This window comes from Sphingomonas plantiphila (assembly GCF_046000505.1).
In the GTDB taxonomy this organism is placed as follows: Bacteria; Pseudomonadota; Alphaproteobacteria; order Sphingomonadales; family Sphingomonadaceae; genus Sphingomonas; species Sphingomonas plantiphila.
Genome location: NZ_JBELQC010000001.1, coordinates 2,393,399 through 2,417,521 on the forward strand (window position 1 = coordinate 2,393,399; position 24,123 = coordinate 2,417,521).

Sequence of the window (24,123 nt, forward strand, 5' to 3'; positions counted from 1 at the left end):
CATCATAGGCGCCCGGCGCGGCGCGCGGTTCGGCCACCCGGAAAAAATTGCCGCCCCGGAAATTTAGGGGCGCGATGCAGACCGGGGCGATGTGCGGCGCTCTATCATGGCCTTGTCCTGCCCGAACGGGCGCGAACCGGAGACAGTCCTTGAGCCTTTATTCCGCACTTTATGCCGGCGTTTCCGGCCTGGGCGCCGAAGCGACCGCGATGGCGGTGGTCGCCGACAATATCAGCAACATCAACACGATCGGCTATAAGGGGAGCGACATTCAGTTCCGCACCCTGGTCAGCGACGGGCGTGCCCGATCGACCTACACCGCGGGCGGGGTCATGGCGGCGCCGCAGACGCTGATCTCCAAGCAGGGCCTGCTTCAGGCGTCCAGCAGCACCACCGATCTCGGCATCGAAGGGGCAGGCTTCTTCGTGGTGCGCGATGCGATCGGGTCGTCGAATGATGGCGTTGCCTTCACCCGCGCCGGATCGTTTCGCCCCGACGAGTTCGGCTATCTGCGCAATGCGTCTGGCCTTTATCTGCAGGGCTGGCGCCTCGACAATTACGGGCAGTTCGTGAACACCGGAAACGTCGCCGCGCTGGCGCCGGTGCGCGTCAGCGATCTGACGGGTTCGGCCGCGCCGACGACGCTGATCGACATTCGTGCGAACCTTCAGTCGACCGCCGAAGCGCTGCCCGGCGCCTACGCGGCGGGCGACATGGCGAACGGCACCGTCACGCCGAACTTCAGCCGTTCGTTCGATATCTTCGATTCCCAGGGCACCTCGCACCGCGTCACGATGGCGTATGTCCGCACCGGACCGAACAGCTGGCAGGGCGAACTCTACGCAGACCCCGCGAGCGATGTGGCCGCGCCCGGCGGCGTGCTCGCCAGTGGTGAAATCCGCTTCAATCCCGACGGCAGCCTGATCCGCGACGATGCGGTCTATACCTCGGACCTGTTCAACCCGGTCGACATCAACTGGACCAACGGCGCCGGCTCGGTGCCGTTGCGGCTCGGCCTGGGCGAGGACGGCACGATCAGCGGGCTCAGCCAGTTCGGATCGGAATCGGCGCTGATCGCCGCGACGACCGACGGCGGCGTGCTGGGCAACATCGCGTCGATCCAGGTTTCGGAAACCGGCGTCCTCAGCGCGGTGTTCGACAATGGCGTCACGCGGCCGGTGTTCCAGCTGCCGATCGCTACCTTCCCCAACCCGGACGGCCTGACCCGCGTTAGCGGCAACGCCTATCTGATGTCGGACAAGTCGGGCAACGCATCGATCGACATCGCCGGTGCGCTCGGCGCCGGGACGATCCGCGCGAGCACGCTCGAGGCATCGACCGTCGATCTGGCGCAGGAGTTCAGCAACATGATCCGCTTCCAGCGGGCCTATAGCGCGGCGTCCAAGATCATCACGACGGTGGACGACATGTTGCAGGAAGTGAGCAACCTGAAGCGCTGATCGCGCTTCTGGCGGGGGACGGTTCGTGTCGCTGAGTGAAATTCTGGGGGCGGCCGTATCGGGCTTGAACGCGGCGCAGGCCGGGCTCAAGACGGTGTCGACCAACATCGCCAATGTCGGCACCCCCGGCTACGCGCGCGAGCGCGTCAACCAGTCGACCGCCGTCACCGCGGATCGGATCAGCGGCGTCACCGTCGGCGAACCGATCCGGATCGCCGACAAGTTCCTGGAGGCGGCGGTGTACCGTCGCGCCACGGACCTTGGCGTATCCGAAGTTCAGGCCAACTATCTCGATCGCATGCAGGCGCTGCTGGGCGCTCCCGATTCCGCGTCCGGCCTGCCGTCGCGGCTCGACGCGATCAACAGCGCCGCCATCGCCATGACCGGCGCGCTGGGCGCCGAGCAGAATGCGGCCGACTTCATCGCCCGGGCGAGCGATGCGATCGGCACGATCCAGCGGCTCGATACGGATATCGCGATGCTGTCGGCGGACGCCGATGCCGAGATCGGGCTCACGGTCGAACGGGTCAACGCGCTTCTCACCCAGATCCACAAGCTCAACGACACCGTGTCGCGCCTCGACGGTCTGGGTCGCAGTTCGGCCGGGACGGTCGATCAGCGCAACATGGCCGTTGAGGAATTGAGCGGGCTGCTCGGCGTGGTCGCGCGCGAACAGCCCAATGGCCGGATCATGATCGAAACCGCGAGCGGCGCACCGCTGCTCGACGGGCGGCTGCGGCTTCTCTCCTATCCCAGCTCGAAATCCGGCACGGGCGCGGCGCTGGCCGACTATCCCGGAATCGACATCCGGTTCGCGAACGACAAGGGCGAGATGGGCGCCGCGACCGGCGATCGCATCGAATCCTCCGCCGTCGGCGGCAAGCTCGGCGGCCTGATCGACCTGCGCGATCGCACGATGCCGGGCTTTCGCGAACAGCTCGGCACGCTGTTCACCGGCTTGGCACGCGCGCTCAACGGCGCGTCGAACGCGTCCAGTTCGGTCCCCGCTCCGGCGCGCCTCTATGGCAGCACGACCGCACTGGCGACCAGTGACCGTCTCGGCTTCACGGGCGCCGCCTATTTCGCGGTGACCGCGTCGGATGGCACCGTCGTTGCGCAAACGCGCGTCGACTTCGACGCTCTGGGCAGCGGCGCGACCGTCGCGGATGCGCTGTCCGCGATCAACTCGGGTCTCGGTGGGGCAGGCACCGCGACGTTCACCAACGGACGACTGGTGATCGAAGCCAGCGGCGCGGGGCGTGGGGCCGTCGTCGCGGACGATCCGACCGCGCCGTCCAACCGCGGTGGTGTCGGGTTCAGCCAGTATTTCGGCCTAAACGACATGGTCCGCGCCGAGGGCGCGCTGACGGTTCCAGCCGGATTTGCGCCGGGCGATGCCCATGGCTTCGATGCGGGCAGCACGGCCGATCTGATGCTGCGCGACGCATCGGGCCGCGTCATCGCGCGCGCGACGATGGCGCCGGTCGCCGGCGGAACGATGGGCGACCTCCTCACGCAGATGAACGCCAGCCCGGTCGGCGCCTATGGCCGGTTCTCGATCGACGGAGCGGGCCGGTTCCGGTTCGACCAGGCCCCCGGGGTCACCGGAACAGTCCTGTCGATCCCCGCCGATTCGACCAACCGGCACGCCACGGGAATCTCCTTTTCCGCGCTGGCGGGACTGACCGGCAGCACCAATGCGCTCGCCGCGGGAGAGGTGGCGCCGGAACTGCGCAATTCGCCGTCGCGCCTGCCGCTCGCGATCTTCGATCCGTCGGCCGGGGTGGGCAAGCGTGGGTTGCTCGCGACCGACACGCGCGCCGCGCAATTCTATACCGACAGCTTCAGCAAGGTCGCCGATCTGGGCAAGGACGGGAACGTCTCCCTCGAACGCTATGCCTCGCTGATCCTGGGTGAGGCCGGGACGACCGCCGCCAACGCCCAGAGCCGCCTCGAAGACGCCACCGCCCGCAAGCAGGACGCGACCAACCGCCGCGACAGCTTCTCGGGCGTCAATATCGACGAGGAGTTGGCGCAGATGATCGTGCTGCAGAACAGCTACTCCGCGGCTGCCCGCGTCGTGAGCGTCGCCGGCGAAATGTACGACACCCTGATCGGCATGATGAACTGAGGAACCCGTAGATGCGTGTCGCAACCATCCCCCTGCAGCAGACCACGGCGAATGCGATCCAGCGTGCCCAGCAGAAGCTGGCGGTCACGCAGGCGCAGCTGTCCACGGGCAAGAAGGCGCCCGATCTCGCGGCGCTGGGCAGCGAAGCCGTGCGCACCTTGTCCGCGCACACGCTCCTCGCGAAGCAGGAGGCGCACGCCACCAACGCGACGCGGCTCGGCACGACCCTGTCGCTCTACGAGACCGCGATCACCTCGATCGAGAATACGACGATGGATCTGGGCAACCGCGTCCTTCAGGCGATCGGGACCGGCGAGGCCGCAGGTCTGGACGAGGCGATTTCCGCCACGTTCGACCAGTTCCGGTCGATGCTCAACGCCAGCGAGGGCGGACTGCCGCTGTTCGGCGGAGGGATCGCGGGCGAGCCGTTCACCGCGGTCAAGATCGAGGAACTGATCGGCACCGATCCCGCGGATCACTTCGTCGATGGCAAGGCAAAGGCACGCGCGCGTGTCGGCGACGGCCTCGACCTCAACTATGGCATCACCGCCACCGAGATCGGCGCCGAAGTCACCGAAATCTATCGCCAGCTGGTCGAAGCCGGACCGTTCGACGAGCAGTTGAACGACGCGCAGAAGGACGTGCTGCGCGGGATCAAGGACCGGCTGGACGATGCCGTGAGCAACGTCCGGCGGACGAATGCCGAAAATGGCCGCCGCCTCGCCCAGACCGAGACGCTGGTCGATCGCGCCAATGATCGCGCGCTCGTGCTCAAGGACGTCATCAGCCGCAACGAGGATGCCGATCTCGCGCAGGTCGCAATGGACCTGGCGCAGCACAAGACCGCGCTGGAAGCGAGCTACTCGGTGTTCAGCCAGCTCAACCAGCTCAGCCTGCTCTCGTACCTCCGCTAGTCGCTCGGCACGACGCGCTGATTTTCCACGGAAACCGGCCGCATCGCGCTCCCAGACAGAAAGCCAAAGCCTCCATGAAAGCCTTCACCAATCTCAAGATCGCCTACAAGATCGCGGCGCTGATGCTGTTGCTCGGCGCGGTCACGCTTGCCGTCGCGCTCAACGGCGTCGGCGCGATCCGCAAGGTCGATACCGACTATTCGCAGCTGGCTGACGTGAAGCTGCCCAACAATGTCGAGCTCGCCCGCGCCTATCAGGGCGCGCTGCAGATGACCTATTCGGGCTATCAGCTCACCGCCTATCCCGGGCGCAGCGCGGAGGGGCGTGCAGCCGTCGAGGCCGAGCGCGAGGCCTATACCACCGCGCGCGAGCGCCTGGCCAATATGATGAAGGCCGAGCCGGAGACCGCGCCGGTCGTCGAATCGCTGCTCAAGCAGTTTGACGACCTGCATCGGCTGACCACGGCCGCGATGGAGCTTGGCCTGGAAGATCGCAACGACGAAGCGCGCGCCGGCATGGCCCAGGCGGATCTGAAGGCGAACGAGATCCGCAAGGAGCTGCGCCGCTTTACGATCGAAAGAGCCGAAAATGCGAAGGCGGAAGGCGTCGCATTGACCGAGTCCACCAACGCAGCGATCACATCCATGCTCCTAATAGCCCTCCTCGGCGTCGTCGTCGCGGTGGGGCTGGGGATCTTGGTCGCACGGCGTACGATCATCGCGCCGCTGCTCGGTCTTGAAGGCTCCATGCGCACGCTGGCGAGCGGCAACAACACTATTGATGTGCCCGGGGCCGATCGCGGCGACGAGGTGGGCGAAATGGCCAAGGCGGTCCTGGTGTTTCGCGACGCCGCGCGCGAACTGGCGCGTGCCGAGGCAGCAAAAGCCGAGGCGGAAGCCGAGCAGAAGAAGGTCATCGAAACGCTCTCGCATCATCTGGGAACCATGGCCCAGGGCGATCTGACGCGGGGCATTGATGTCGAATTCAATGGCACCTACGCCACGCTCAAGGCGAACTTCAACGGCGCGGTGGACTCGCTTCGCACGCTCATCCAGTCGGTCATGGATAGTGCGCGCACCATCGGCGCGGGCTCGAGCCAGATCGAGGAAGCGTCGGAAGATCTCGCCCGCCGCACCGAAAGTGCCGCTGCCTCGCTCGAGGAGACCTCGGCCGCCGTTTCGCAAATCAACGATCGCCTTCGTGCCGGCGCCGAAGCATCGACCCGTACCGTCTCGCGCGCGGATCAGGCGATCGTCACGGTCGGTACGGGCCGCGGCACTGCCGAAGAAGCGGTGTCCGCGATGGGCCGGGTCGCCGAAAGCGCCAAGGGCATCGACAGCGTGATCGAGGGCCTGGACAAGATCGCGTTCCAGACCCGCGTTCTCGCGATGAACGCAGCGGTTGAAGCAGGTCGCGCAGGCGAGGCGGGTCGCGGCTTTGCGGTGGTCGCCGATCTGGTCGGACAGCTGGCGATGCGGTCGGAAGAAGAGGCGAAGCGTGCGCGCGAACAGCTCACCACGACGCAGAACGATGTCGAACTGGCGGTCTCCGCGGTCCAGCGGGTCGATGGTGCGCTGGTCGCGATTTCGGCGGACGTTTCCACCGTCCACGAATTGCTCGGGACGATGGCCGAGGACAATCAGGCGCAGGCTGCGGCAATCCAGCAGATCGCGTCCGCGATCAGCACGATGGATCATTCGACGCAGCAAAACGCCGCGATGGTCGAGGAAGCATCGGCGGCCGCGCGCAGCCTGAATGCGGAAGTCGGCGTGCTGGGCGAGCGGGCCGGGGCGTTCCGCATCGGTGCGACAGCGCAGCAGGTCCGTGCCGCACCCCCGCGCAAGGCTGCGCAGCCGGCGTCCGGACGTGCCACCGGAACGGCCAAGACGGCGCCCGCCAAACCCGTGCAGCAGACCAGCGGAAGAAAGCCTGCAAAGCCGGCCAAGGCGAGCGAGATCGTCTATCAGTCGCCGGTCAAGCCGCTGCCGCCCGCGGCTATCCCGTCGCTGGTCCGCGGCAATGACGACTGGGACGAATTCTGATCCCCACCGGATTTGTCCGGCACCTGTTGCGGTGGCGTTCCACACGGAGCGCCACCGCTTTTTTGTGCGCAACAACGCGGCGTAAGGGACATGCCCTCAAGCGATGGCGCGGGATGATCAAATCATAAGAGAAAAAAAGGGGGCGGTGCGGCGGACGGGGGCTCAGGACTGGCCGAGCAGCAGCAGGTCGCCATCGACCTGCGTGTCGCCAAGTCCCGCCATGGCCGCGTCGAGCGCGGCGGGATCGCTTTTCCCATCGGGCGCTGCGAGCGCATCGAGTGCTGCGCCCGCCGGAGTGCCGCGCAGCGCTGCACCATGCTGACGCCGTAGCGCGGTCAGTCCCGCATCGTCGCCGACCATCGTCAGCGCAACCGCCTGGCGCAACACTGCGGTGCGGCTTGTCGGCAGACGGTTGCGATTGGCCTGTACGAAGCGTTTCCAGTCGCGCGCCTGCCAGAGCATTTCCGCGCGCAGCGCGTCGGCGTCCGCGAGCTGATCGAGCATCGCGAGCGCATCTTCGCGACGACCCATGCGATAGGTCGCAATGACCTGCATACGTCGCCGTTCGGCGGCGATGGCGTCGGGATAGGCGGGGCCGTCGCTCAGTCGCAGCGCGGCGAGCACGTGATCGGGCTTGCCCGCCTGTAACAGCAACCGCGCGATGCGGATCGAGAGCGGCCCCTTTGCGATATCCACCGCGCGGGCGGTCATCTGATAGCTGAGCAGCTCTGCGGCTCGTGAATGCAGGCCGGCATCCGCCAGCCGCTCCGACAAGCGGGTGACCATGAGATCGCCGGCAGCGCCGGTAGGCGCAAGATCGCGATATTCCCAGAACAGCCCCGCCGCCTCTGCGATCGGGCGATTGCGGTCCGCGATCAGGGTGGACAGTTCGGCCTGGATCGCCGTCAGCGCCCCCGGCGTGTCTGCCCCCAGATCGAAATACCGGAATAGCGTCGCAGATGCGGTCAGCACTGCGACGCGATCACCGACGCGCTGCGCCAGATTCCGCTTCAGTTCGATCGCCGCACGCTCGGTCGCGTCACCGCGCCAGCTCAGCATCAGCGCGTCGAGGCGCTTGGTCGCCTGGCGATAGCCGATCTTTTTCGCGTCGACGCCCAGCAGGATCAGCTCCAGTTCCGCTGCGGCACGCTCGCCGGGGGCGCCGGAGAGCTGCACGCGCTCGAACTTCAGTCGCGCTGCCTCGTCCTGTCCGGTGCGCACGAGCGCGATTCCGCGCCTCAGATTGGCCGCAGGATCCTGCTCGGGCATTGCCGCCAGCAACCGGAGCGCGGGTCCGGGTTCGCCGATCTTGAGCAGTGCATCGGCCGCGGCCGCTACAAAGGCGCCGCGCTGGTTCGTCGGGCGTACGACGATCGCCGGGATTGCGCATTTGAGCAGCGGGCGGTCGACAGGCACGCCGGCACGGAGCCGCCACGCGCAAGCTTCGGCATCGGCGGCGAGCTCGGGAATGTTCAGCCAATCGCGCGCGGCAGCATCGCGGCCGGCAAGCACGCTGGCCGCGCCCATCGCCAGCCGCCAGGCCGGTACCAGTTTCAGAGCATCGTCGTCGCGACGCATCGTTTCGAGCACGCCGATCGCCTCTTCGCCGTGCGCGCGGTCCAGCAACGCGGCGGCGAGTTTCCAGCGCGCACCCTGGCGTGTCTCCGCCGTGCTTTTCGCCACCAGTGACCAGGCTAGTGCAATATCCACCGCGGGGCGCTGACCGGGTGCGGCGCGTGGCGTTTCGGCGAGCTGGGCGGCGAATGGCGCCAGGCGCGTTTCGGCGATGCGCGCGACCGGCGCCGTGGGCGGTGGCGCATGACCGTCTGCCGCAAGTGCGCTTGTCGACACTCCGGCGAGCAGCAGGGCGAGGTGAGGCAGCATGCGGTTCATGAGGGCAGGACGAACACTTGCAGCGCACCTCCCGCCGCCGCGCCGACAAGAAACAGGAGCACGAGCACTGCTCGGGCTTTGCGCTTTACGGCCGGAGTTTCCCGGGGCGTCGCGCGCGCGGAATCTTGGATCGGCGCGGGCCGAGCGACGCGGCGGACCGCTGTATCGCTCAATCCGAATATCCGTGCGCGCTTCGGTTTCTGATCGTGGCTCATCCGGGTCCCAAACGGGTAAATTCATCCTATTATAGAGGGGCGGGGCCATGTGCGGTCCGGCCGAGAGAGCCTTTCCGGGAGTGTGCAATGCGATTTTCGACGGCCCGTCTGGCTCTTGCCGCTTCGCTGCTCGCGATTGCGGCTCCGGTTGGCGCCTCCGGCGGCGAAAGCGGCGGTGTCGTCCCGCTTGGGACGTTCAACGTCCCCATCGTCGATGGCGGGCGTATCGATGGCAGCCTGCAGCTCGCTCTGGCCATCGCCCCGGCCGCTGGAGCGGACGCGGCGCAACTCGGCGCGGCACAACCCGCGATCCGCGCCGCGGTTCTTGGTGCTGTGCTGGACTTCGCGCAGCTTCGAGCATCGCCCCGCGTCGCCGTTGACGCGGACGCCCTGTCCCGCGCTCTCGATGCCGCCGCCCATTCGGTCGACCCAGCTGCGGGACATGTGCTGATCCTTGAGGTGCGTACGCGATCGGCACCCGCGATGCCCTGACTGGGGGCGTCCTTCAGACGTCGCGGATGCCGGTATGCGGAAGGATCGTCTGTAGAACCCGGTCAATCGCGGTGACCAGTTCGTCGTCGCCGTCGCGGGTCGCATCGCGGATCAGCGCTTCCAGCTCCGCCAGGGTCGTATGCCCCATCCGGCGCAGGTGATACGGCGCCGAGGCTTCGGCCATGATATGGCGCGCAGCGTGTTCAAGTGTCGCTTTCGCGCGAACGAGAAAGTCCGGCCGCGCCTTGCGGTCTCCGATGAAAACCGTTCCCAGTTCCACGCCTTCGATCCCCCGTAGCGGGGCGGAGGCGAAGGCGCGAATGGCCATGGGCCCCGCGACGAGTGGATGATCCCTGTAGCGCGCGGATGCGAGCAGGTCTGGTTCGAGCAGGTCGGCCGGAAAACCATTGGTGTCAACGCACAGCGCATCGGAGATCGGGAGCCGCTCGATATTGAGTCCCAGCGCAACCGGTAGCCAGCAAAAGCCGTTCTCGATCACCGACACGCCGGTGATCGGTACATCTATCTGGTGCGCGACATCGTCAAGCAGAGCATGAAGCGGCATCGATCCGCGCAGGGCGAGCAGGCCCGAGGCGAACAGAGCCGCGCGTCGGAATGCATCCGCACTGTAAATCGGGAGCATGCCCGATTTGGGGGCCGTCACTTCGTTCTCCGATCAAGAACCCCGACCTGCCCAGAATGTCGTTTAATTCCACCACCGGTTAGCATTGTAGAAATACGTAGCTGCGTCGCACTATCGTTTGGAAACGGTCTTGCCTCCGCCCGGTCCCTTAGCGGAAGCAGGTGACGACGTCTCGCCACGCGCTAGCGCCATGCCCAGCGTAGCGGCCGCCTCTGGCGACATCGCTTGCATCATCATCGCCGCATTGCGGTCGCGCATGCGCTGGGCGACCTGAAACTGCACCTCGGGGGTCAGCTTTTCAAACACGGGGGCAGCCTTTGCGGGCTTCATCGACTGAAAGATGCGGGCGAGATCGCTATAGCGCTGCTCCGCCGCCGGGGCGGTTTGGGACGCGTCGCCGGCGGGGGAGGGGGCAGCCGCAGCTGCGGCTTCCTTTTGCGCCTGTTGCTGCTGGCGCTGCAATCTGAGCCGCGCCGCCTTCAACGCCTGTTCGCGCAGGTCCAGCGCGCGGCGGCGCTCAGCCTCCTTGCGTTGCGCCTCGCCGAGTTCGCCTTCGATCTGGGCGCCGAGGCGGGTCTTGGGAACCACCGATTGACCGACCGAGACCGCCGCATCGACACCATTCGCGATCACGCCGATCCCGGCGGCACCGGCCAGCAGCAGAAGAAAGGGAATGCGCATCAATAGCGCTCCACCGGCTCGACGCGCCGGGCAGCAGCGGCGGCATCGACCAGCCGCTCTGCCGTGGAATCGGCGATATCGATCATCATTTTGAGTTCGTCCGAAATGGCCTTGGCGCGTGCCGCATCGCCTGCGCGGCTCGAATATTGCGTCAACGTCCCCTTGAGCTCGGACAGGACCAGGCGCGCCTGCACCGTCGCCTGGTCGAGCGCGGAGACCATCTGGCCAAGATCGTTGCGCTTCAGCGCGTTCAGGCTGCGCATCATCCGCGTGCTCTGAACGATCACGGCCACGCAGAGCAGCATGGTCAGCACGTTCGCGAGGATCTGATAGGTCATGCGCGAGTCTCCTTTGCGATGTCGGACATCAACCGCACCGCGATCTTGTTCGACCGCTGGCCGATCTGGGCGCGCCCGATGGTCACGCCGCCGCACTGCATGTCGAGGGGCTGGTCGGGATCGGCGAACAGGGGGATGGTCTGTCCGATCTTTAAGTCGCGCACCGTACCCAGGTCCATGTCACGCTCGCCGAGCACCACGTCGAGCGTCACGTCGACCTTGCGGACCTCGGACGCCATGTGCGATTCCCAGATCGTATCGCGGCCGAGCTTCTCGCCCATGAAGCGCTGGTTGAGCAGGTGGCGCACCGGCTCGATCGTCGCGTAGGGCAGCAGGATGCTGAAGCTTCCGCCACGCTCGTCCATGTCGACGCGGAAGGTTGCGACGGCGCAGACGTTGGTCGTCCCGGCGATCGCGACGAAGCGCGGGCTGCTCTCCACGCGCTCGAGTTCGAACGTCGTCGGAGTAATCGGCGCCATCGAAGTCGACAGGTCGCTGAGCACATGGCCCAGCATGCGCGAGACGAGATCGGTCTCGATCGTCGTGAAGCCGCGTCCATCGATCATCAACGGCTCGCCACCGCGCCGTCCGCCCAGCAGCGCATCGACCACGGCATAGATCAGGCCGGAATCGACGGTCACCAGGCCGTAATTCTCCCATTCCTCGACGCGGAACACCCCGATCATCGCCGGCAGCATGATGTGATTGAGATAGTCGCCGAAGCGGATCGAGGTCACTTCCTCCAGGCTCACATCGATGGCGTCCGAGGTGAGATTGCGCATCGAGGTCGCGAAGATGCGAACCATGCGATCGAACACGACCTCCAGCATCGGCAGCCGCTCACGGCTGATGACATTGGATTCGATGACCGCGCGCAGTCCCTCCTTGGGCTGGCCGAAGCCGCCCACCTGTCCGAACAGCGCATCGATGCCTGCCTGATCGAGCAGACCCTCGGCACCCTGATCGATACGCGGCGGTTCGGGCAGATCGAAATCGTCGAAGCCGTCGCTCATTGCTGCACCAGATCCTGGATGAGAACGTCCTTCACTCGGTCTGCGCCAAGCGTCTGGGTGGCGCGGATCAGCAGCTCTTCCTTGACGCGATAGACCGCGCCCGAGCCGTTGAGATCCTCCGGGCGAAGCTCGCGCAGAAAGGGCTGATAGGCGTCGATCACCAGCGGAAGCTTTTCCTTCAGGCTCTCACTCGACACGCCCGGTGCCGGTACCAGCATGAAATGAAGCTTCAGGAACCGCGCGGCGCCATCGGTGCTGCGCAGGTTCACGACCATCGGCGGAACGTCCAGATAGGCCGAACTGCCTTCCTTCCCCTCTTCCTTGCTCTCGCCATGGTCGGCTTCCGCGTCGGCCTCTGCCTTTGCGTCGCCATGCTCCCCGGCAGATTCTGCCGCCTTGCTGTCCGATCCCATCAGGAACCAGGCGGCACCACCACCGCCGCCGCCCAAAACCAGCACGGCCGCGCCGACGATGATCAGCAGCTTCTTCTGCCCCTTTTTGGGGGGAGTGCCCTCGTCTGCCTCGACGATGATGTCGTCGCTCATATCCTGTTCCCACTCTTTGCCCATCCGCGACCGGATCGGCGGAATGTTCCTATTATAGGAGAGCGGGGCGGCAACATTTGCCTAGCTGCAAAAACGACGAAGATTTTTTTGAAAGGCGCCGCCGATGGATGTTTCATCCTATGTGCTGCTAAGTCACGAACAGGCATTGCGACGCCGGCTCGACGTCACGGCCAACAATATGGCCAACCTGTCGACGGCCGGGTTCAAGCGTGAGCAGCCGGTGTTCCGCGAATATGTCGAGCAGGCGGGCGGCGGCGACGCTCCGCTCAAGACCGCGTCGATGGTGCTCGACTATGGCGCCGTGCACGATCAGAGCGCGGGAGCGTTCCTGGCGACCGGCAATGCCACCGATGTGATGATCGACGGCGCCGGCTATCTCGCGGTCGAAACGCCCGAGGGCGGCACCGCCTATACGCGCGCGGGCTATCTGCGCGTCGGCGAGGACGGCAACCTGCAGACCTCGGGTGGCCTGACGCTGCTGGGCGAGGGCGGACGTCCGATCGCGATCCCGCCCGATCAGGCCGCCACTGTCGCCATCGGCGAGGATGGAACCGTCAGTGCCGGGGGCGAGCGCGTCGGGCGCGTGGCGGTCACCGTATTTGACGACGAGCGCGCCGTCGACCCGCGTGGCGACGGCACCTTCAACGGCACCGGCGGGCGCGAACTCGGCGCGCAGGAAACCAAATTGCGCGCGGGCGGGGTCGAAGGATCGAACGTCCAGGCGATCGTCGAGACGACGTCGATGGTCGAAATCCTGCGGGCCTACCAGACCAGCATGAAGATGTCGGAAGCGCTTGGCGACCTCCGCCGCTCGGCGATCGACAAGCTTGGCCGCTTCGGCTGAACCCTTTTCTACGGAGACCGATCCAATGCGTACCCTCTCCATCGCCGGCACCGGGATGCTCGCGCAGCAGACCAATGTCGACGTTATCTCGAACAATATCGCGAACATGAACACGACGGCGTACAAGCGCCAGCGTGCCGAATTCCAGGACCTGCTGTATCAGCAGGTCTCGCGTCCCGGCGGTACCACCGGCCCCGACAGCCGTGTGCCGACCGGCATCCAGATCGGCGCGGGCGTCAAGACCGGCGGCGTCTATCGCATCGCCACGCAGGGCGCGCTGACCCAGACCGACAATCGCTACGACACGGCGATCCAGGGCCGCGGCTATTTTGCGATCACGCTGCCGTCGGGCGAGACCGCCTATACCCGCGACGGATCGTTCCAGCTGTCCGACCAGGGCGAACTCGTCAATGCCGACGGCTTCCCAGTTCAGCCGGGGATCACCATCCCCGCCGAGGCGGTCGACGTCACCATTTCGAAGACCGGCGAGGTCCAGGTGATCCTGGCCGGACAGCCCGAGCCGCAGAATGTCGGCCAGCTCCAGCTCGCGACCTTCATCAACGAAGCCGGTCTCGAAGCGCAGGGCGGCAACTTGTTCCTCGAAACCGCGGCATCAGGCCAGGCGACCATCGCCAATCCGGGCGAGCCCGGCTTCGGCACGCTGCAACAGGGGTTTGTCGAGGCCTCGAACGTCAATCCGGTGGCCGAAATCACCGCGCTGATCACGGCGCAGCGCGCCTATGAGATGAACAGCCGCGTGGTGAAGACCGCGGACGAGATGCTGGCGACGACCAGCCAGCTGCGCTGATGTTGCGGCTCGCCTTCCTCGTCGCCGTGCTGGTGCCATTCCCGGCGCCCGCGCAGACCGCGTCGACGTCCGCCGCGTCGCCGACCCAGGTCGAAGTCGCGATCCTCGCGCGTCCAATCCAGCGCGGCGAGATCCTGTCGCCCGACGACTTCGTCTACGAGCAGCGCTCGCCGAACATGGCGCGCGGCGCGATCGAGGCGGATGCGGCCAAGGGGATGGAGGCGGTTCGCCCGCTCGCCCCAGGCCGGATCGTCCGGGTCAGCGACATCATCACGCCGCGCCTCGTGCGGCGCGGCGAGCCGGTGCTGATCGCCTACAAGACCGGCGGCCTGACCATCACCACCCAGGGCCGCGCGCTCGCCAGCGCAGGCGCGGGCGAACAGGTCCGCGTCGTCACCAACTCCACCCAGCGCACGCTCGACGGCTTCGTCGCCGGCAACGGGCTGGTCCGCATCGCATATTGAGGGAATAGCGCTATGAAGAAGATCATTCTCGCCATCACCGTCGCCAGCCTGGTTTCGGGCTGCGGCAGCGTCGGACGTCTCAGCCGTATCGGCAAGGCGCCCAAGATGACCGCACCCGAGGAGCTGGCGATGCCCGGCGGCGAGCGCTCGATCGGCACGCCCGGCTATCGCGGCGGCACCGTCGCGGCGGCGGTGGCGAACGCTCCCGCCCCGGCAGGCGCGATCCCGGTGCAGGCGCCAGCTGCCTCCGCCTCGCTGTTCCGTGCCGGCGCCGGCGCATTCCTCAGCGATCAGCGCGCGACGCGGCTGGGCGACATCCTGACGATCAAGATCAACATCGCCGACAAGGCGGAAGTGGGCAACAACACCTCACGCGTGCGCAACGGATCGGAAAGCGCCAGCATCGCCTCGCTGCTCGGCCTCGAGAAGCTGCTGCCGAAGGCGCTGGACCCAACCAATCTCGCCAGCACGAGCTCGAAGTCGCAATCGGGCGGCGGCGGCAATATCAGCCGGTCCGAGACGATCAACATGACCATGTCGGCGATCGTCACCAACGTCTTCCCCAACGGCAATCTCGGCATTCGGGGGCGTCAGGAAGTGCGCGTGAACAACGAGCTGCGCGAGCTGGTGGTGAGCGGCGTGGTGCGCCCGCAGGACATCGCCCGGGACAATTCAGTACGGCACAGCCAGATCGCCGAAGCGCGGATCAGCTATGGTGGCCGTGGCCAGCTGTCGGACGCGCAGCAGGCGCGCTGGGGCCAGCAGATTTACGACGCCCTGTTTCCCTTCTGAGCCGGGGGGCAAAGGAAGGAGTCCCTTTTCCGAGCCGGGGGGCAGAGGAAAGGGAAGGGCGAGGGAGAATCCCGGTTCGTATCGATGGGGGAGGGGAGAAACCCTTCCCCCTTTTCGCTTCAGCTGCCCATCGCCTGGGTGAAGTTCAGCTCGATGAACTCCGCCGGGTGGATCATCTGAAGCGTGACCGCGACGATCATGTAGCCGTCCAGGATATTCTGCGACGTCATCGTCGACCCAAGCCCGCACTGTATCGTGAATGCGTCGCTGGCCTTGGCACCCATCAACCCGCCCTGCTGCCACAGCCCGGTGAGGAAGCGCGAGATCGCGGCGGTCACCGTCGCCCATGTGGTGGCATCGTTGGCGGCGAACGCATAGGATTTCAGTGCGGTTTTGATCGACTGTTCGATATAGATCAGCGTCCGCCGGACCTGGATATAGCGATAGTCGAAGCTGTTCCCGTCCAGCGTCCGGGCGCCCCACACGACCGTGCCGCGGTTGACCATCTGGCGGAGCGCGTTGATCGCTTGCCCATTGACCGGCACGTTGAACCCGGCCTGCTCGCTGTCGCTCATATTGTAGAGCGGCGACGCGATCGAAGCGAGCGCGAGGTTTGCGGGAGCGTTCCACACGCCCCGGCTATTATCGCTTAGCGCCCACACGCCGGCGATCGCGCCACTTGGCGGGGCGATGTTCATCGCGTTGGCGATCAACTGCTCGATCTCCTTGAAAATCGGCAGGTTGTTGAGAAGAAACGTGTCGAGTGCCCGCTGCCAACGGGGGAGCGCCGGTCCCGGCGGCGGGGCCGGATAAGCGCTCGCATCGACGGAATATTGGGCGGTGTCGCTCGTTCCGTACGTCGGCCCCGGAGGGAATGCGGCGGCGATCGCGCTCCGGGCGGTCGCCAGTTGCGTACCGGTGTAGAGCTGTATCGCCTGGGTCGTCAGAATATTGTTGATGATCGAATTGTCGCCGTCCGACGCCGTCAGGTTGGTGAATATGAGATCGGCGGTCGTCACCACTGTGGCGTTGAGCGCCGGAGCATAGGCCGCGCCATAGCTGAGGTTCGCCGTCTGCGAATCTATCGCGGCGGTCAGATTCTCCTGGCACGTCTGCAACGCGGCATAGGTGTCGGCGGTCATGCAGCCGGGCAGGTCGAGGATCGCGACGCGGTCCTGGAGCGACCCGGCCTGTTCGAGCATCGCTGTCGCGACCCTCGCATAGTCGGCCTGGTCGAGCTGGCACGCCTCCGGGATGACAATCATCGTCGGCCCCACCGCCGCACCCGCCGCGTCGAGCCCGCCCAACAGGCCGGGCTTACCTGACTGTGCAGGGTCCCCGGCGGCGATCGTTCCGGGCAGCCAGTCGGCCGGAACCGGCCCGGGGAAGCGCGCCGGATACTGGTCCGCCCAATAGCTCCCGACCGATACGACGTAGCAAATGCCGCCGCCGTTGGCGAAGAACAGCTGCATCTGCCAGTAGAGGTTGAACGAGGCCCCGTCTGCCGCTGGCGTGAGCGTGAATGCCGTGGGGACCACTTCCGGAGCGCCCGGATCGGTTGAGACCATTGTATAGTAGGCAGTGAAACCTGGCGTGGGAGCAGGCGAGGTCGCCGTCGGCTGTGGCGCCGGCTGTACCGTATAGGTTTGCGGGGCGGCACCGCCGAAATAGATCTCGAATTCGGCCATCGACGTGATCGAAACCGGGGTGTTGTACAGCGCCCGTCCGGTGTTCGGGTCTCCCGCAAACTCTGTATAGCCGATGAAGACCGGCACCGACGTCGGCACGCCGACGATCGAGTTGCCGAATGCATCGAGCTCCGTGATGTAGACGCCGGGTGTCGAGCGATTGAGATAGGAACTCGTTGCGTTGGCCATGGCTGCTCCCCCTTGCAGACCGCGTCGCCGAACGAGAGCGCGGTGCATCGGTCCGGCCATACTCAAATCGGTCAGGTGCGACAACGGTTCGGTAGAGCGTTGATGGGCCAAACGGCATCGACCCGCCTGCGCGCTCCGGCGTCCCCGAGGGAGCGGGGGGTGGAGGGGCAGGCGGGCCGTTCGCGTCCCGGGAAGCGGACACGAAACAGGGTCAGAAGCTCGCGGAGAGCTCCGTGAAGCCGTAATGCGGGTTGCCGGAGGCGGGTGCGTTCGGCGCCTCCTTCAGGAACCGGCCCTTGAACAGCGTCGCCGCGCCGACCGCGAGCGTCAGCTTGCCGTCCATCAGCTTGCGACGCACACGGGCGTCGATCTGCGTTCCGGCATAGTCGCCCGATGCGCCGCTCGCATCGCGCACCCCGGTGCCGCCGAAACTGTCGGTGGACGAGGCGAGCCAGGCCGGACGCACGGCAACATAGGCGTCGCTGCGCTTGCCCGGCTTGCCCTCGAAGCGCAGTTCCGCGCTCTTGAGATTGGCGCGGGCGATCGGGCCGAAGATGCCGGTCGGCCCGAAATCGAACACCCGGTCGCCGAACAATGTGTCGTAGCGACCATAGGTGCGACCGCTGCCGTCACCGCTCGCATAGTCGAACGCCACCTGGACGCGCGGCGACCAGCTCGCATCGAAGCTGCGGCCCAGCGCGACGCGGAGCAGCGCGGCATCGACCGGAACGTCGTTCAGATCGGCGGCGCCGGTCGACAGGCGGGTGGTGCCGCTCTGCCAGACCGCTTCGATCTCGCCGTCGAATGCGTTTTTGGACGCGGGCTTCACCGCGCGCAGACCGACCGTCCAAAGGCGTCGGTTACGCGTCGCGAAGCCGGGCGCATCCTCCTCGGCCAGGCGATAGGCATAGGCTTCGCCATTCACCCCGGCCGCGATCTTCGCGCGGGTCGCGTGGATGCCGAAGAACTGGACGCCGGTGCGAAAATTGTCGATCTCGACAACATTGTCGCGCACCGACGCTGCGTCCTTGGGCAAACGGTTGGATGGCATCGTCCAGAACAGCGTCGCGCCATTGCCCTTGGACGGGTTCCAGTCGAAACGCGCACCGACGAAGCTGGTGGTGACGTTACCGAACCCGGCCCGCGCAACCAGACGACGCGAGCCCCAGTCCATCGTGAACCGACCGGCGGTCAGCTTGGCGCGGTCGCCCAGCTTCACCGCGGCATAGGCCTGGATCGGCTCGATCGCGTTGACGTCGCCGGTGCCGAGCGGGGGCAGGCTGGAGTCGACGAAATAGGTCCGCGAGTCCTGGATCTCACCGACCAGCTCCAGCGGTCCGGTGCGATATTCGGCCTTGAGCGTGGTACGCAGCCACAGGCCGCCGCCATCGCCACCCGAAGGACGGAATTGCTCGTCGAGCAGTTCGGCGCGGGCGCGGGCGGTGCCCGACAGGGTCAGGCCGTAATCCTCGGCGAGCGCGGGGGTGGCAATCGTGGCGCAGGTCGCCAGCAACGCGATCCGGATCATGCTGCGATCTCCCAGTCCTGTGCGGCATGGTCGGCGCCATGCGTTCCGCGCAGGCCCGGTTCGAACGCGCTCGCATGTTCGGCGAGACGGTCTGCCTCGACGCTGAGCGTGCGTGCGGCGGCCGAGGTCTCCTCGACCATCGCGGCATTCTGCTGCGTCGCGCTGTCGAGCGACTGGATCGCGCCGGACACTTCGCTGATCGCAGTCGCCTGCGACCGGCTGCCCTCGGCGACCGAGTTCAACAGGCTGTTCACCTCGTCCACATCGCCGGCGATGCCGACCAGTGCGGCGTCGACGCGGCGCACCGCCTCGACCGCACCCTCGATATCGACCTGGGTCGCGGTGAGCTGTTCGCGCGCCTGCTTCGATTCCTCTTCCGCGCGCATCGCGAGCGCGGAGACGAGGTCGGCGACGACGGCGAAGCCGCGGCCGGCCTCGCCCGCACGGCCCGCCTCGACGGCGGCGTTCATCGCAAGGACGCGGGTCTGGAAGGCGATCTTGTCGAGGCCCTCGATCACGTCGTCGATGCCGCGCGCGCTGTCCGAAACGCGGGTCATCGCCTGCATCGCTTCGTCCGCGACGGAGCGCCCGGATTCGACCGCTTCATGCGCGCGGCTGGCGCGGTTGACGGTCTGGCCGGCGGCGTCGGTGTTGGCGCGGACGCTGCCGTCGATCTGCGTCACCGCAGCGGCGGTCTCCTCGATCGAGGCGGCGTTGCTCTCGGTGCGACGGGCAAGGTCGTTGGTGGCGCTGGCGATCTCGCTGGTGCCGGTACGGATCGCGCTCACGCTCTGGCTGACCGCGGTCACCAGATTGCGCAGACCGCCGACCGCGGCATTATAGTCATCGCGCAGGCCCTGATAGGCGGGGGCCACATCGGCGTCGATGCTGTGCGAGACGTCGCCGGCCGACAGGCGCTTGAGCGCGCCGCTCAGCAGGTCGACGACCTTTTTCTGCTCGGCCTCGGCGACACGCTTGGCAGCGTCGGAACGCTCCTTTTCGATCGCGGCGTCGCGGAAGACGTGCAGCGCCCGGCCCATGTCGCCGATTTCGTCGCGGCGGTCGCCGGTCTCGGCCTCGACAGCGTGATCGCCGGCAGCCAGGCGGCCCATCTTGTCGACCATGGCCGACACCGGCTTGGCGATCGAACGATTGAGCAGATAGGCAAGGCCACCCGAAAGTGCCACCATGATCGCGATGCCGAGGCCCAGGGTCCACTGCACTGCCGAGCGCAGCTGGGCTTCCTCGGCGTCGGCCGCCACGACGCGGTCGCCCTGCGCCTTGTCGATCACTTCGATTGCGTCACGGATCCGGCCAAGCTGCTTCTTGCCGGCCAGTTCCTGCGCCTCGAGGCGGGTCGCGGGGTTACGAGCCAGTGCGATCGTCGGCTCGAGCTTTTCCTTCTGCCATTCTTCGGTGGCCGCGGCATATTCGTCGATCAGCGCGCCGAAATCATGGCCCTCGGAGAATTTGCGGATGTCCGCGACGGCGGGAGTCACGCGATCCCGGTTCTCGACATAGGTCTTGTAGAACGCTTCCTGGCCGAGGATGGTGAAGCCGCGCACGGCGTTCATCTGTTCGAGCGTCAGGTAGAGCAGGGTCTGCGCAACCCGCGCAGCTTCGTGCGCATGGGCCTTTTCGGTCTGGGCCTTTTGCAGCCCCGACATGCTGGAGACGATAAGTGCGCTGACGCCTGCGAAAGTCAGGACGAGCAGCAGGAAGGACGCGGCGAGTTTTCGCCAGATGGGCCAGTTCTGCATCAGGAAGAACCCTCATTGTTATGACGCTGGACGCCAGCCGTGCAGGTGGCGAAACGCCATCATTATAGGCGCGCGTCGGGCTCTACGGTCGGGGGCTGGTGGGGAAATGGGGGGCGGGAGAGCCGGGACGCGGCGCTTAACGGTGCGCTAACCATCATTTTTCGGCGTGCGCGACCGAACCTGTCGGCATCTTCCCAAAATGGAACCGCGGCCTGTGCATTTGCAGGCCGTCGGGGGGCCAGCGTCCTGGCTCTGGCCGCAGAAGCAGCCAATTATTCCAGAAGGAAATTATCATGGGCTTTTCCGTTAACACCAACGTTGGCGCGATGGCGGCTCTCCAGAGCCTGAATCAGACCAACAAGTCCCTGGCTACCACGCAGAGCCGCATCAACACCGGCATGAACGTCGCGTCGACCAAGGATGACTCGGCTGCCTTCGCGGTCGCTCAGACGCTTCGCGGCGATCTGGGTGGTCTGAAGTCGGTCGGTTCGTCGCTCAGCCGTGCGAAGAGCACGGTTGACGTCGCGGTTGCCGGCGCCGAGCAGATCTCCGACCTTGTCAACCAGATGAAGGCGAAGGCTGTCGAAGCGTCGGATGCTGGCCTCGATGCGGACAGCCGCACCGCTCTGGCAGCGGATTTCGACGGACTCAAGGAACAGATCGAAACGGTGATCGAATCCAGCGAGTTCAACGGAACCAACCTGCTCAAGGCGGCCGGCGGCACCGTTGCCGCGCTGCAGTCGACCGACACGGCCGCTGCGACGCTCGACGTTGCGAACCAGGACTTCACGGCGGTTGTGACCGCAGTGGGGGCCACCTTCACCGACGCCGCCACGGCGAAGACGATGGTGGATACTCTCGACACGCAGGCTGCTGCGATCAACGGCAAGCTGAGCACCCTGGGTGCGGCTTCGCGCAAGATCGAAGGTCAGCAGTCGTTCGTCAGCAAGCTGTCGGACGTGATCGAGAGCGGCATCGGCAACCTTGTCGACGCCGATCTGGCGAAGGAATCGGCGCGTCTTCAGGCGCTGCAGGTCAAGCAGCAGCTCGGCGTGCAGGCTCTGTCGATCGCCAATCAGGCGCCGCAGACGATTACCTCGCTGTTCCGTTAAACCTAACGGCCCTGACAAAGGCGGGCCGGGACGCATCCGCGTTCCGGCCCGTTTTTCGTTCGACGTTCGAAGCGAGAAAGTTGGATCACAATTTCGGGTAACGCATCCGCCGCGTGGTTGACGCTTCTATAAGGAAGACCATGGTAACGACCGCGCCGCGCATCCGGGAAATCATCGACGCCACCGGAATCCGGCTGCGCGTCACCATCGATCGCGATGCACGCGGCGTGGCCGTTAGACTGCACCGGTTCGACATCGATGCGGAGGTGCGCCTCGACATCCACGGCGTCGATCTGCTGTGCGGCTATATCGTTGCCGCGCGGCTGGCGGGGCGGCAACAGCTGCCCGACGAAACATCATTCGGACCGATCGCGGCAACGTTCAGCCTGGGCCACGACCCGGTGGTGCGGATCGAAGTTCGCCGCCATCCGCTCGACGAAGCGGCCCTGACGATCCCCGCGACAATGTGGGACCGGCTGTTCGCGGAATTGTGCATCGTCTGCGCCCATGCGCGCGCGCTTGGAACGATGCCATCCGCGGAGCGGGCGGCCTAGGTACAATTACGATAGGTAGTCCCGCGATATTTCGATCCGCTCGAAAAACGGCGATGAACGGGACGCTGAATACCGATGAACAGGTTGGGAGCACGAACTGATGGATCCGCGCGAGACTCATGGCCTGAAGAACGATCCGGATCGTCGCGCGTGGGGGATGGGGCCCCAGCCCGAGTTCCGCGTGACAGTGACGCTGGCACTGACCGACGCCGAACGGCTGTGGGCTGCGGCGCGCGACCGGCTGCTTGCGGCGCCGGGCAGCAATCGCGAGTTGATCGAGGAAACCATCGGGCCGGCCGAGGCGCCGCAGCTTGCCGATTGCATCGCGCTGCTTTGTGCGCCGTCGCAGGTTCCGGGCTGTTCGGTCGACGATTTCTGGGTCGATGCGATGCCCGGCCTGCCCGGACAAGAGGCGCTCGCCGCCTGATCCTTTTTTAACATTCCGGGGCGCCACCTGCCACTTCTGGTCGCCCTCGAACGAAGGGGCCGGCACTCCCTCTGCCGGCCCCTTCACCGTTTAGTGCCTCATCCTGCGACCGGCCCGTCATAGGGGCGGCGGGCGTAATAGCCGAAGCAGGCGATGATCGCGTAGCACAGCGCCGGCAGCGCGAAGGCGATGGCGAGGCTGCCGGTATTGTCGGCAATCGCCCCCGTGGCCAGCGGGATCACCGCACCGCCGAAGATCGCGACGTTGATGATGCCCGAACCGTCCGCCGCGCGGCTGCCCAGCTTTTCGCTGGCCAGGCTAAAGATCGTCGGGAACATGATCGCGTTCATCAGGCCGATCGCCAGCAGCGAATAGGCCGCGACGCTGCCGGTGGTGTTGGCCGAGATCGCAATCAGGGCGATCGCGCCGACCGCGACGACAGCGAGCAGCTTGCCCGGGCTGATCACGCGCATCAGCGCCGATCCGATGAAGCGTCCGACCATCGCGCCGCCCCAGTAGAGCGAGACCATCCAGCCGACGACCGATTCCGGCTGGCCCAGAACGCGGTCGAGCGCGAGATAGTTGATGATCAGCGACCCGATCGACACCTCCGCGCCGACATAGAGGAAGATGCACAGCGCGCCGAAGCTGAAGCGCGGACGGCTGAGCAGATCGTTGCCGTACAGCCAGACGACCGGAGCCAGCAGGATCAGGATCAGCCCGACGATCGCGTTCACCTGGACTGCGAGCACCGCGCCGATGATGAACAGGACAAGGCCCATGCCGTAGCGCGAAAGACCGACAAATTCCTTGTCACCCATGCTGTCGGCGTCGTGCGGCAGGCGATTGCGGAACAGCCAGACGGCGATGGCGACGATGGCGAGCGCGGCGGCGATCCCGAGATAGCCGTTGACGATGACCTGGCTCTCGGCGGAGCGGTATGCCGCGAGTTCGGCGCCGGACAGGGTCGCGACGTCGACGCCGGCAATGCTACCAAGGATGATCGCGGCCCCGACATAGGGAAAGACCGTGGTGCCGAGCGAATTGAACGCCTGGGCGAAGGTCAGCCGGCTATGCGCCGTCTGTGGCTTGCCGAGCAGCGAGATCAGCGGGTTCGCGACCACCTGCACGATCACCACGCCGCTGGCCAGCACGAACAACGCACCGAGGAACAGGGCATAAGTCGCGGTCTGGGCCGCAGGGATGAACAGCAGACAGCCAACGATCATCGTGGCGAGGCCCGCGACCGCGCCGCGCATGTAACCCAGCTTCTTGACCAGCTTCGCGCCCGGGATGCCGATCACCAGATAGGCGGTGAAGAAGCAGAACTGGATGAGCATCGCCTGGGTGAAGTTGAGCGTGAACAGCTCCTTCAGCTTGGGGATGATGACGTCGTTCAGCGATGTGATGCCGCCGAAGATGAAGAACAGGGCGAATACGAAGACCTGAAGGTCCGGGGCGTTGACGCCCTGTGCACTCGGATCGCCCGGTTGCGGGTCGGTCGAGTTCATTTCCATAACGGGTGCGGCCAAGGCCCCTCTCCTGATAACGTTGTCAGTTGCGCGCATG

Annotated in this window: 22 protein-coding genes; 12 read left to right on the forward strand and 10 right to left on the reverse strand. The window is 66.1% G+C overall.

Going from position 1 to position 24,123, the window contains the following annotated elements:
• The first annotated feature begins 149 nt into the window (after nucleotides 1-149).
• The 4 genes from ABS767_RS11450 (at nucleotide 150) to ABS767_RS11465 (ending at nucleotide 6,547) form a co-directional block, all read left to right on the forward strand.
• Nucleotides 150-1,460, forward strand: a complete 1,311-nt coding sequence (locus ABS767_RS11450; protein ID WP_408078476.1) for a flagellar hook protein FlgE — start codon at nucleotides 150-152, stop codon at nucleotides 1,458-1,460.
• Between the two features lie 25 nt (nucleotides 1,461-1,485).
• The gene (locus ABS767_RS11455) at nucleotides 1,486-3,591 is read left to right on the forward strand and encodes a flagellar hook-associated protein FlgK (RefSeq protein WP_408078477.1); all 2,106 of its coding nucleotides are present in this window, start codon (nucleotides 1,486-1,488) and stop codon (nucleotides 3,589-3,591) included.
• Between the two features lie 11 nt (nucleotides 3,592-3,602).
• Nucleotides 3,603-4,505 (forward strand): flagellin, encoded by a 903-nt coding sequence (locus tag ABS767_RS11460; protein ID WP_408078478.1) that lies wholly within the window; start codon nucleotides 3,603-3,605, stop codon nucleotides 4,503-4,505.
• A gap of 74 nt (nucleotides 4,506-4,579) precedes the next feature.
• On the forward strand, nucleotides 4,580-6,547 hold the full coding sequence (locus ABS767_RS11465; protein ID WP_408078479.1) for a methyl-accepting chemotaxis protein: 1,968 nt from the start codon (nucleotides 4,580-4,582) through the stop codon (nucleotides 6,545-6,547).
• 162 nt (nucleotides 6,548-6,709) lie between these two features.
• Here ABS767_RS11465 and ABS767_RS11470 read toward each other — a convergent pair whose 3' ends face one another.
• On the reverse strand, nucleotides 6,710-8,440 hold the full coding sequence (locus ABS767_RS11470) for an endoglucanase (RefSeq protein ID WP_408078480.1): 1,731 nt from the start codon (nucleotides 8,438-8,440) through the stop codon (nucleotides 6,710-6,712).
• A gap of 302 nt (nucleotides 8,441-8,742) precedes the next feature.
• Between ABS767_RS11470 and ABS767_RS11475 the strand changes: the two genes are divergently transcribed.
• Nucleotides 8,743-9,147, forward strand: a complete 405-nt coding sequence (locus ABS767_RS11475) for a hypothetical protein (protein WP_408078481.1) — start codon at nucleotides 8,743-8,745, stop codon at nucleotides 9,145-9,147.
• Nucleotides 9,148-9,160: 13 nt separating this feature from the next.
• Here the strand turns inward: ABS767_RS11475 and ABS767_RS11480 are convergent, their stop codons facing one another.
• From ABS767_RS11480 to ABS767_RS11500, 5 genes are all read right to left on the reverse strand, one after another.
• Nucleotides 9,161-9,790 carry a GAF domain-containing protein gene (locus tag ABS767_RS11480; RefSeq protein WP_408078482.1) on the reverse strand — a complete coding sequence of 210 codons (630 nt, stop codon included), beginning with the start codon at nucleotides 9,788-9,790 and terminating at the stop codon, nucleotides 9,161-9,163.
• Nucleotides 9,791-9,901: 111 nt separating this feature from the next.
• The gene (locus ABS767_RS11485; protein WP_408078483.1) at nucleotides 9,902-10,471 is read right to left on the reverse strand and encodes a MotE family protein; all 570 of its coding nucleotides are present in this window, start codon (nucleotides 10,469-10,471) and stop codon (nucleotides 9,902-9,904) included.
• A complete protein-coding gene (locus ABS767_RS11490) occupies nucleotides 10,471-10,809 on the reverse strand; it encodes a DUF6468 domain-containing protein (RefSeq protein WP_408078484.1) in 339 nt (112 codons plus the stop codon). Before ABS767_RS11490 ends, ABS767_RS11485 begins: the two co-directional genes overlap by 1 nt.
• On the reverse strand, nucleotides 10,806-11,822 hold the full coding sequence (gene fliM, locus ABS767_RS11495; RefSeq protein WP_408078485.1) for a flagellar motor switch protein FliM: 1,017 nt from the start codon (nucleotides 11,820-11,822) through the stop codon (nucleotides 10,806-10,808). Before fliM ends, ABS767_RS11490 begins: the two co-directional genes overlap by 4 nt.
• Complete coding sequence (locus tag ABS767_RS11500; protein ID WP_408078486.1) at nucleotides 11,819-12,367, reverse strand: flagellar basal body-associated FliL family protein; 549 nt, start codon at nucleotides 12,365-12,367, stop codon at nucleotides 11,819-11,821. The genes fliM and ABS767_RS11500 overlap by 4 nt, the downstream gene beginning before the upstream one ends.
• A 124-nt stretch (nucleotides 12,368-12,491) precedes the next feature.
• Here ABS767_RS11500 and ABS767_RS11505 point away from each other — a divergent pair, with 124 nt between their 5' ends.
• Genes ABS767_RS11505 through flgH form a run of 4 tightly spaced genes read left to right on the forward strand, consistent with a single transcriptional unit; the run spans nucleotide 12,492 to nucleotide 15,296 of the window.
• Nucleotides 12,492-13,232: a flagellar hook basal-body protein gene (locus tag ABS767_RS11505; RefSeq protein ID WP_408078487.1), complete on the forward strand. Its 741-nt coding sequence runs from the start codon at nucleotides 12,492-12,494 to the stop codon at nucleotides 13,230-13,232.
• Nucleotides 13,233-13,257: 25 nt separating this feature from the next.
• On the forward strand, nucleotides 13,258-14,040 hold the full coding sequence (flgG, locus tag ABS767_RS11510) for a flagellar basal-body rod protein FlgG (protein ID WP_408078488.1): 783 nt from the start codon (nucleotides 13,258-13,260) through the stop codon (nucleotides 14,038-14,040).
• The gene (flgA, locus tag ABS767_RS11515; protein WP_408078489.1) at nucleotides 14,040-14,504 is read left to right on the forward strand and encodes a flagellar basal body P-ring formation chaperone FlgA; all 465 of its coding nucleotides are present in this window, start codon (nucleotides 14,040-14,042) and stop codon (nucleotides 14,502-14,504) included. Before flgG ends, flgA begins: the two co-directional genes overlap by 1 nt.
• A gap of 12 nt (nucleotides 14,505-14,516) precedes the next feature.
• Nucleotides 14,517-15,296, forward strand: a complete 780-nt coding sequence (gene flgH, locus ABS767_RS11520) for a flagellar basal body L-ring protein FlgH (RefSeq protein WP_408078490.1) — start codon at nucleotides 14,517-14,519, stop codon at nucleotides 15,294-15,296.
• A 119-nt stretch (nucleotides 15,297-15,415) separates the two neighbouring features.
• Here flgH and ABS767_RS11525 read toward each other — a convergent pair whose 3' ends face one another.
• The 3 genes from ABS767_RS11525 to ABS767_RS11535 form a co-directional block, all read right to left on the reverse strand.
• Entirely contained in the window at nucleotides 15,416-17,173 is a 1,758-nt protein-coding gene (locus ABS767_RS11525; RefSeq protein ID WP_408078491.1) for a phage tail sheath C-terminal domain-containing protein, read from the reverse strand.
• Between the two features lie 211 nt (nucleotides 17,174-17,384).
• Nucleotides 17,385-18,701, reverse strand: coding sequence for an alginate export family protein (locus ABS767_RS11530; RefSeq protein WP_408078492.1), 1,317 nt, complete (start codon nucleotides 18,699-18,701; stop codon nucleotides 17,385-17,387).
• Nucleotides 18,698-20,461: a methyl-accepting chemotaxis protein gene (locus ABS767_RS11535; RefSeq protein ID WP_408078493.1), complete on the reverse strand. Its 1,764-nt coding sequence runs from the start codon at nucleotides 20,459-20,461 to the stop codon at nucleotides 18,698-18,700. Before ABS767_RS11535 ends, ABS767_RS11530 begins: the two co-directional genes overlap by 4 nt.
• Before the next feature lie 293 nt (nucleotides 20,462-20,754).
• On the opposite strand from ABS767_RS11535, the gene ABS767_RS11540 reads away from it, so the two are divergent.
• From ABS767_RS11540 to ABS767_RS11550, 3 genes are all read left to right on the forward strand, one after another.
• Entirely contained in the window at nucleotides 20,755-21,573 is an 819-nt protein-coding gene (locus tag ABS767_RS11540) for a flagellin (RefSeq protein ID WP_408078494.1), read from the forward strand.
• Nucleotides 21,574-21,713: 140 nt separating this feature from the next.
• A complete protein-coding gene (locus tag ABS767_RS11545) occupies nucleotides 21,714-22,127 on the forward strand; it encodes a hypothetical protein (protein WP_408078495.1) in 414 nt (137 codons plus the stop codon).
• A 100-nt stretch (nucleotides 22,128-22,227) separates the two neighbouring features.
• A complete protein-coding gene (locus ABS767_RS11550) occupies nucleotides 22,228-22,554 on the forward strand; it encodes a hypothetical protein (protein ID WP_408078496.1) in 327 nt (108 codons plus the stop codon).
• Between the two features lie 98 nt (nucleotides 22,555-22,652).
• Here ABS767_RS11550 and ABS767_RS11555 read toward each other — a convergent pair whose 3' ends face one another.
• Nucleotides 22,653-24,071 (reverse strand): sugar MFS transporter, encoded by a 1,419-nt coding sequence (locus ABS767_RS11555; protein WP_408078698.1) that lies wholly within the window; start codon nucleotides 24,069-24,071, stop codon nucleotides 22,653-22,655.
• Between the last annotated feature and the right edge of the window lie 52 nt (nucleotides 24,072-24,123).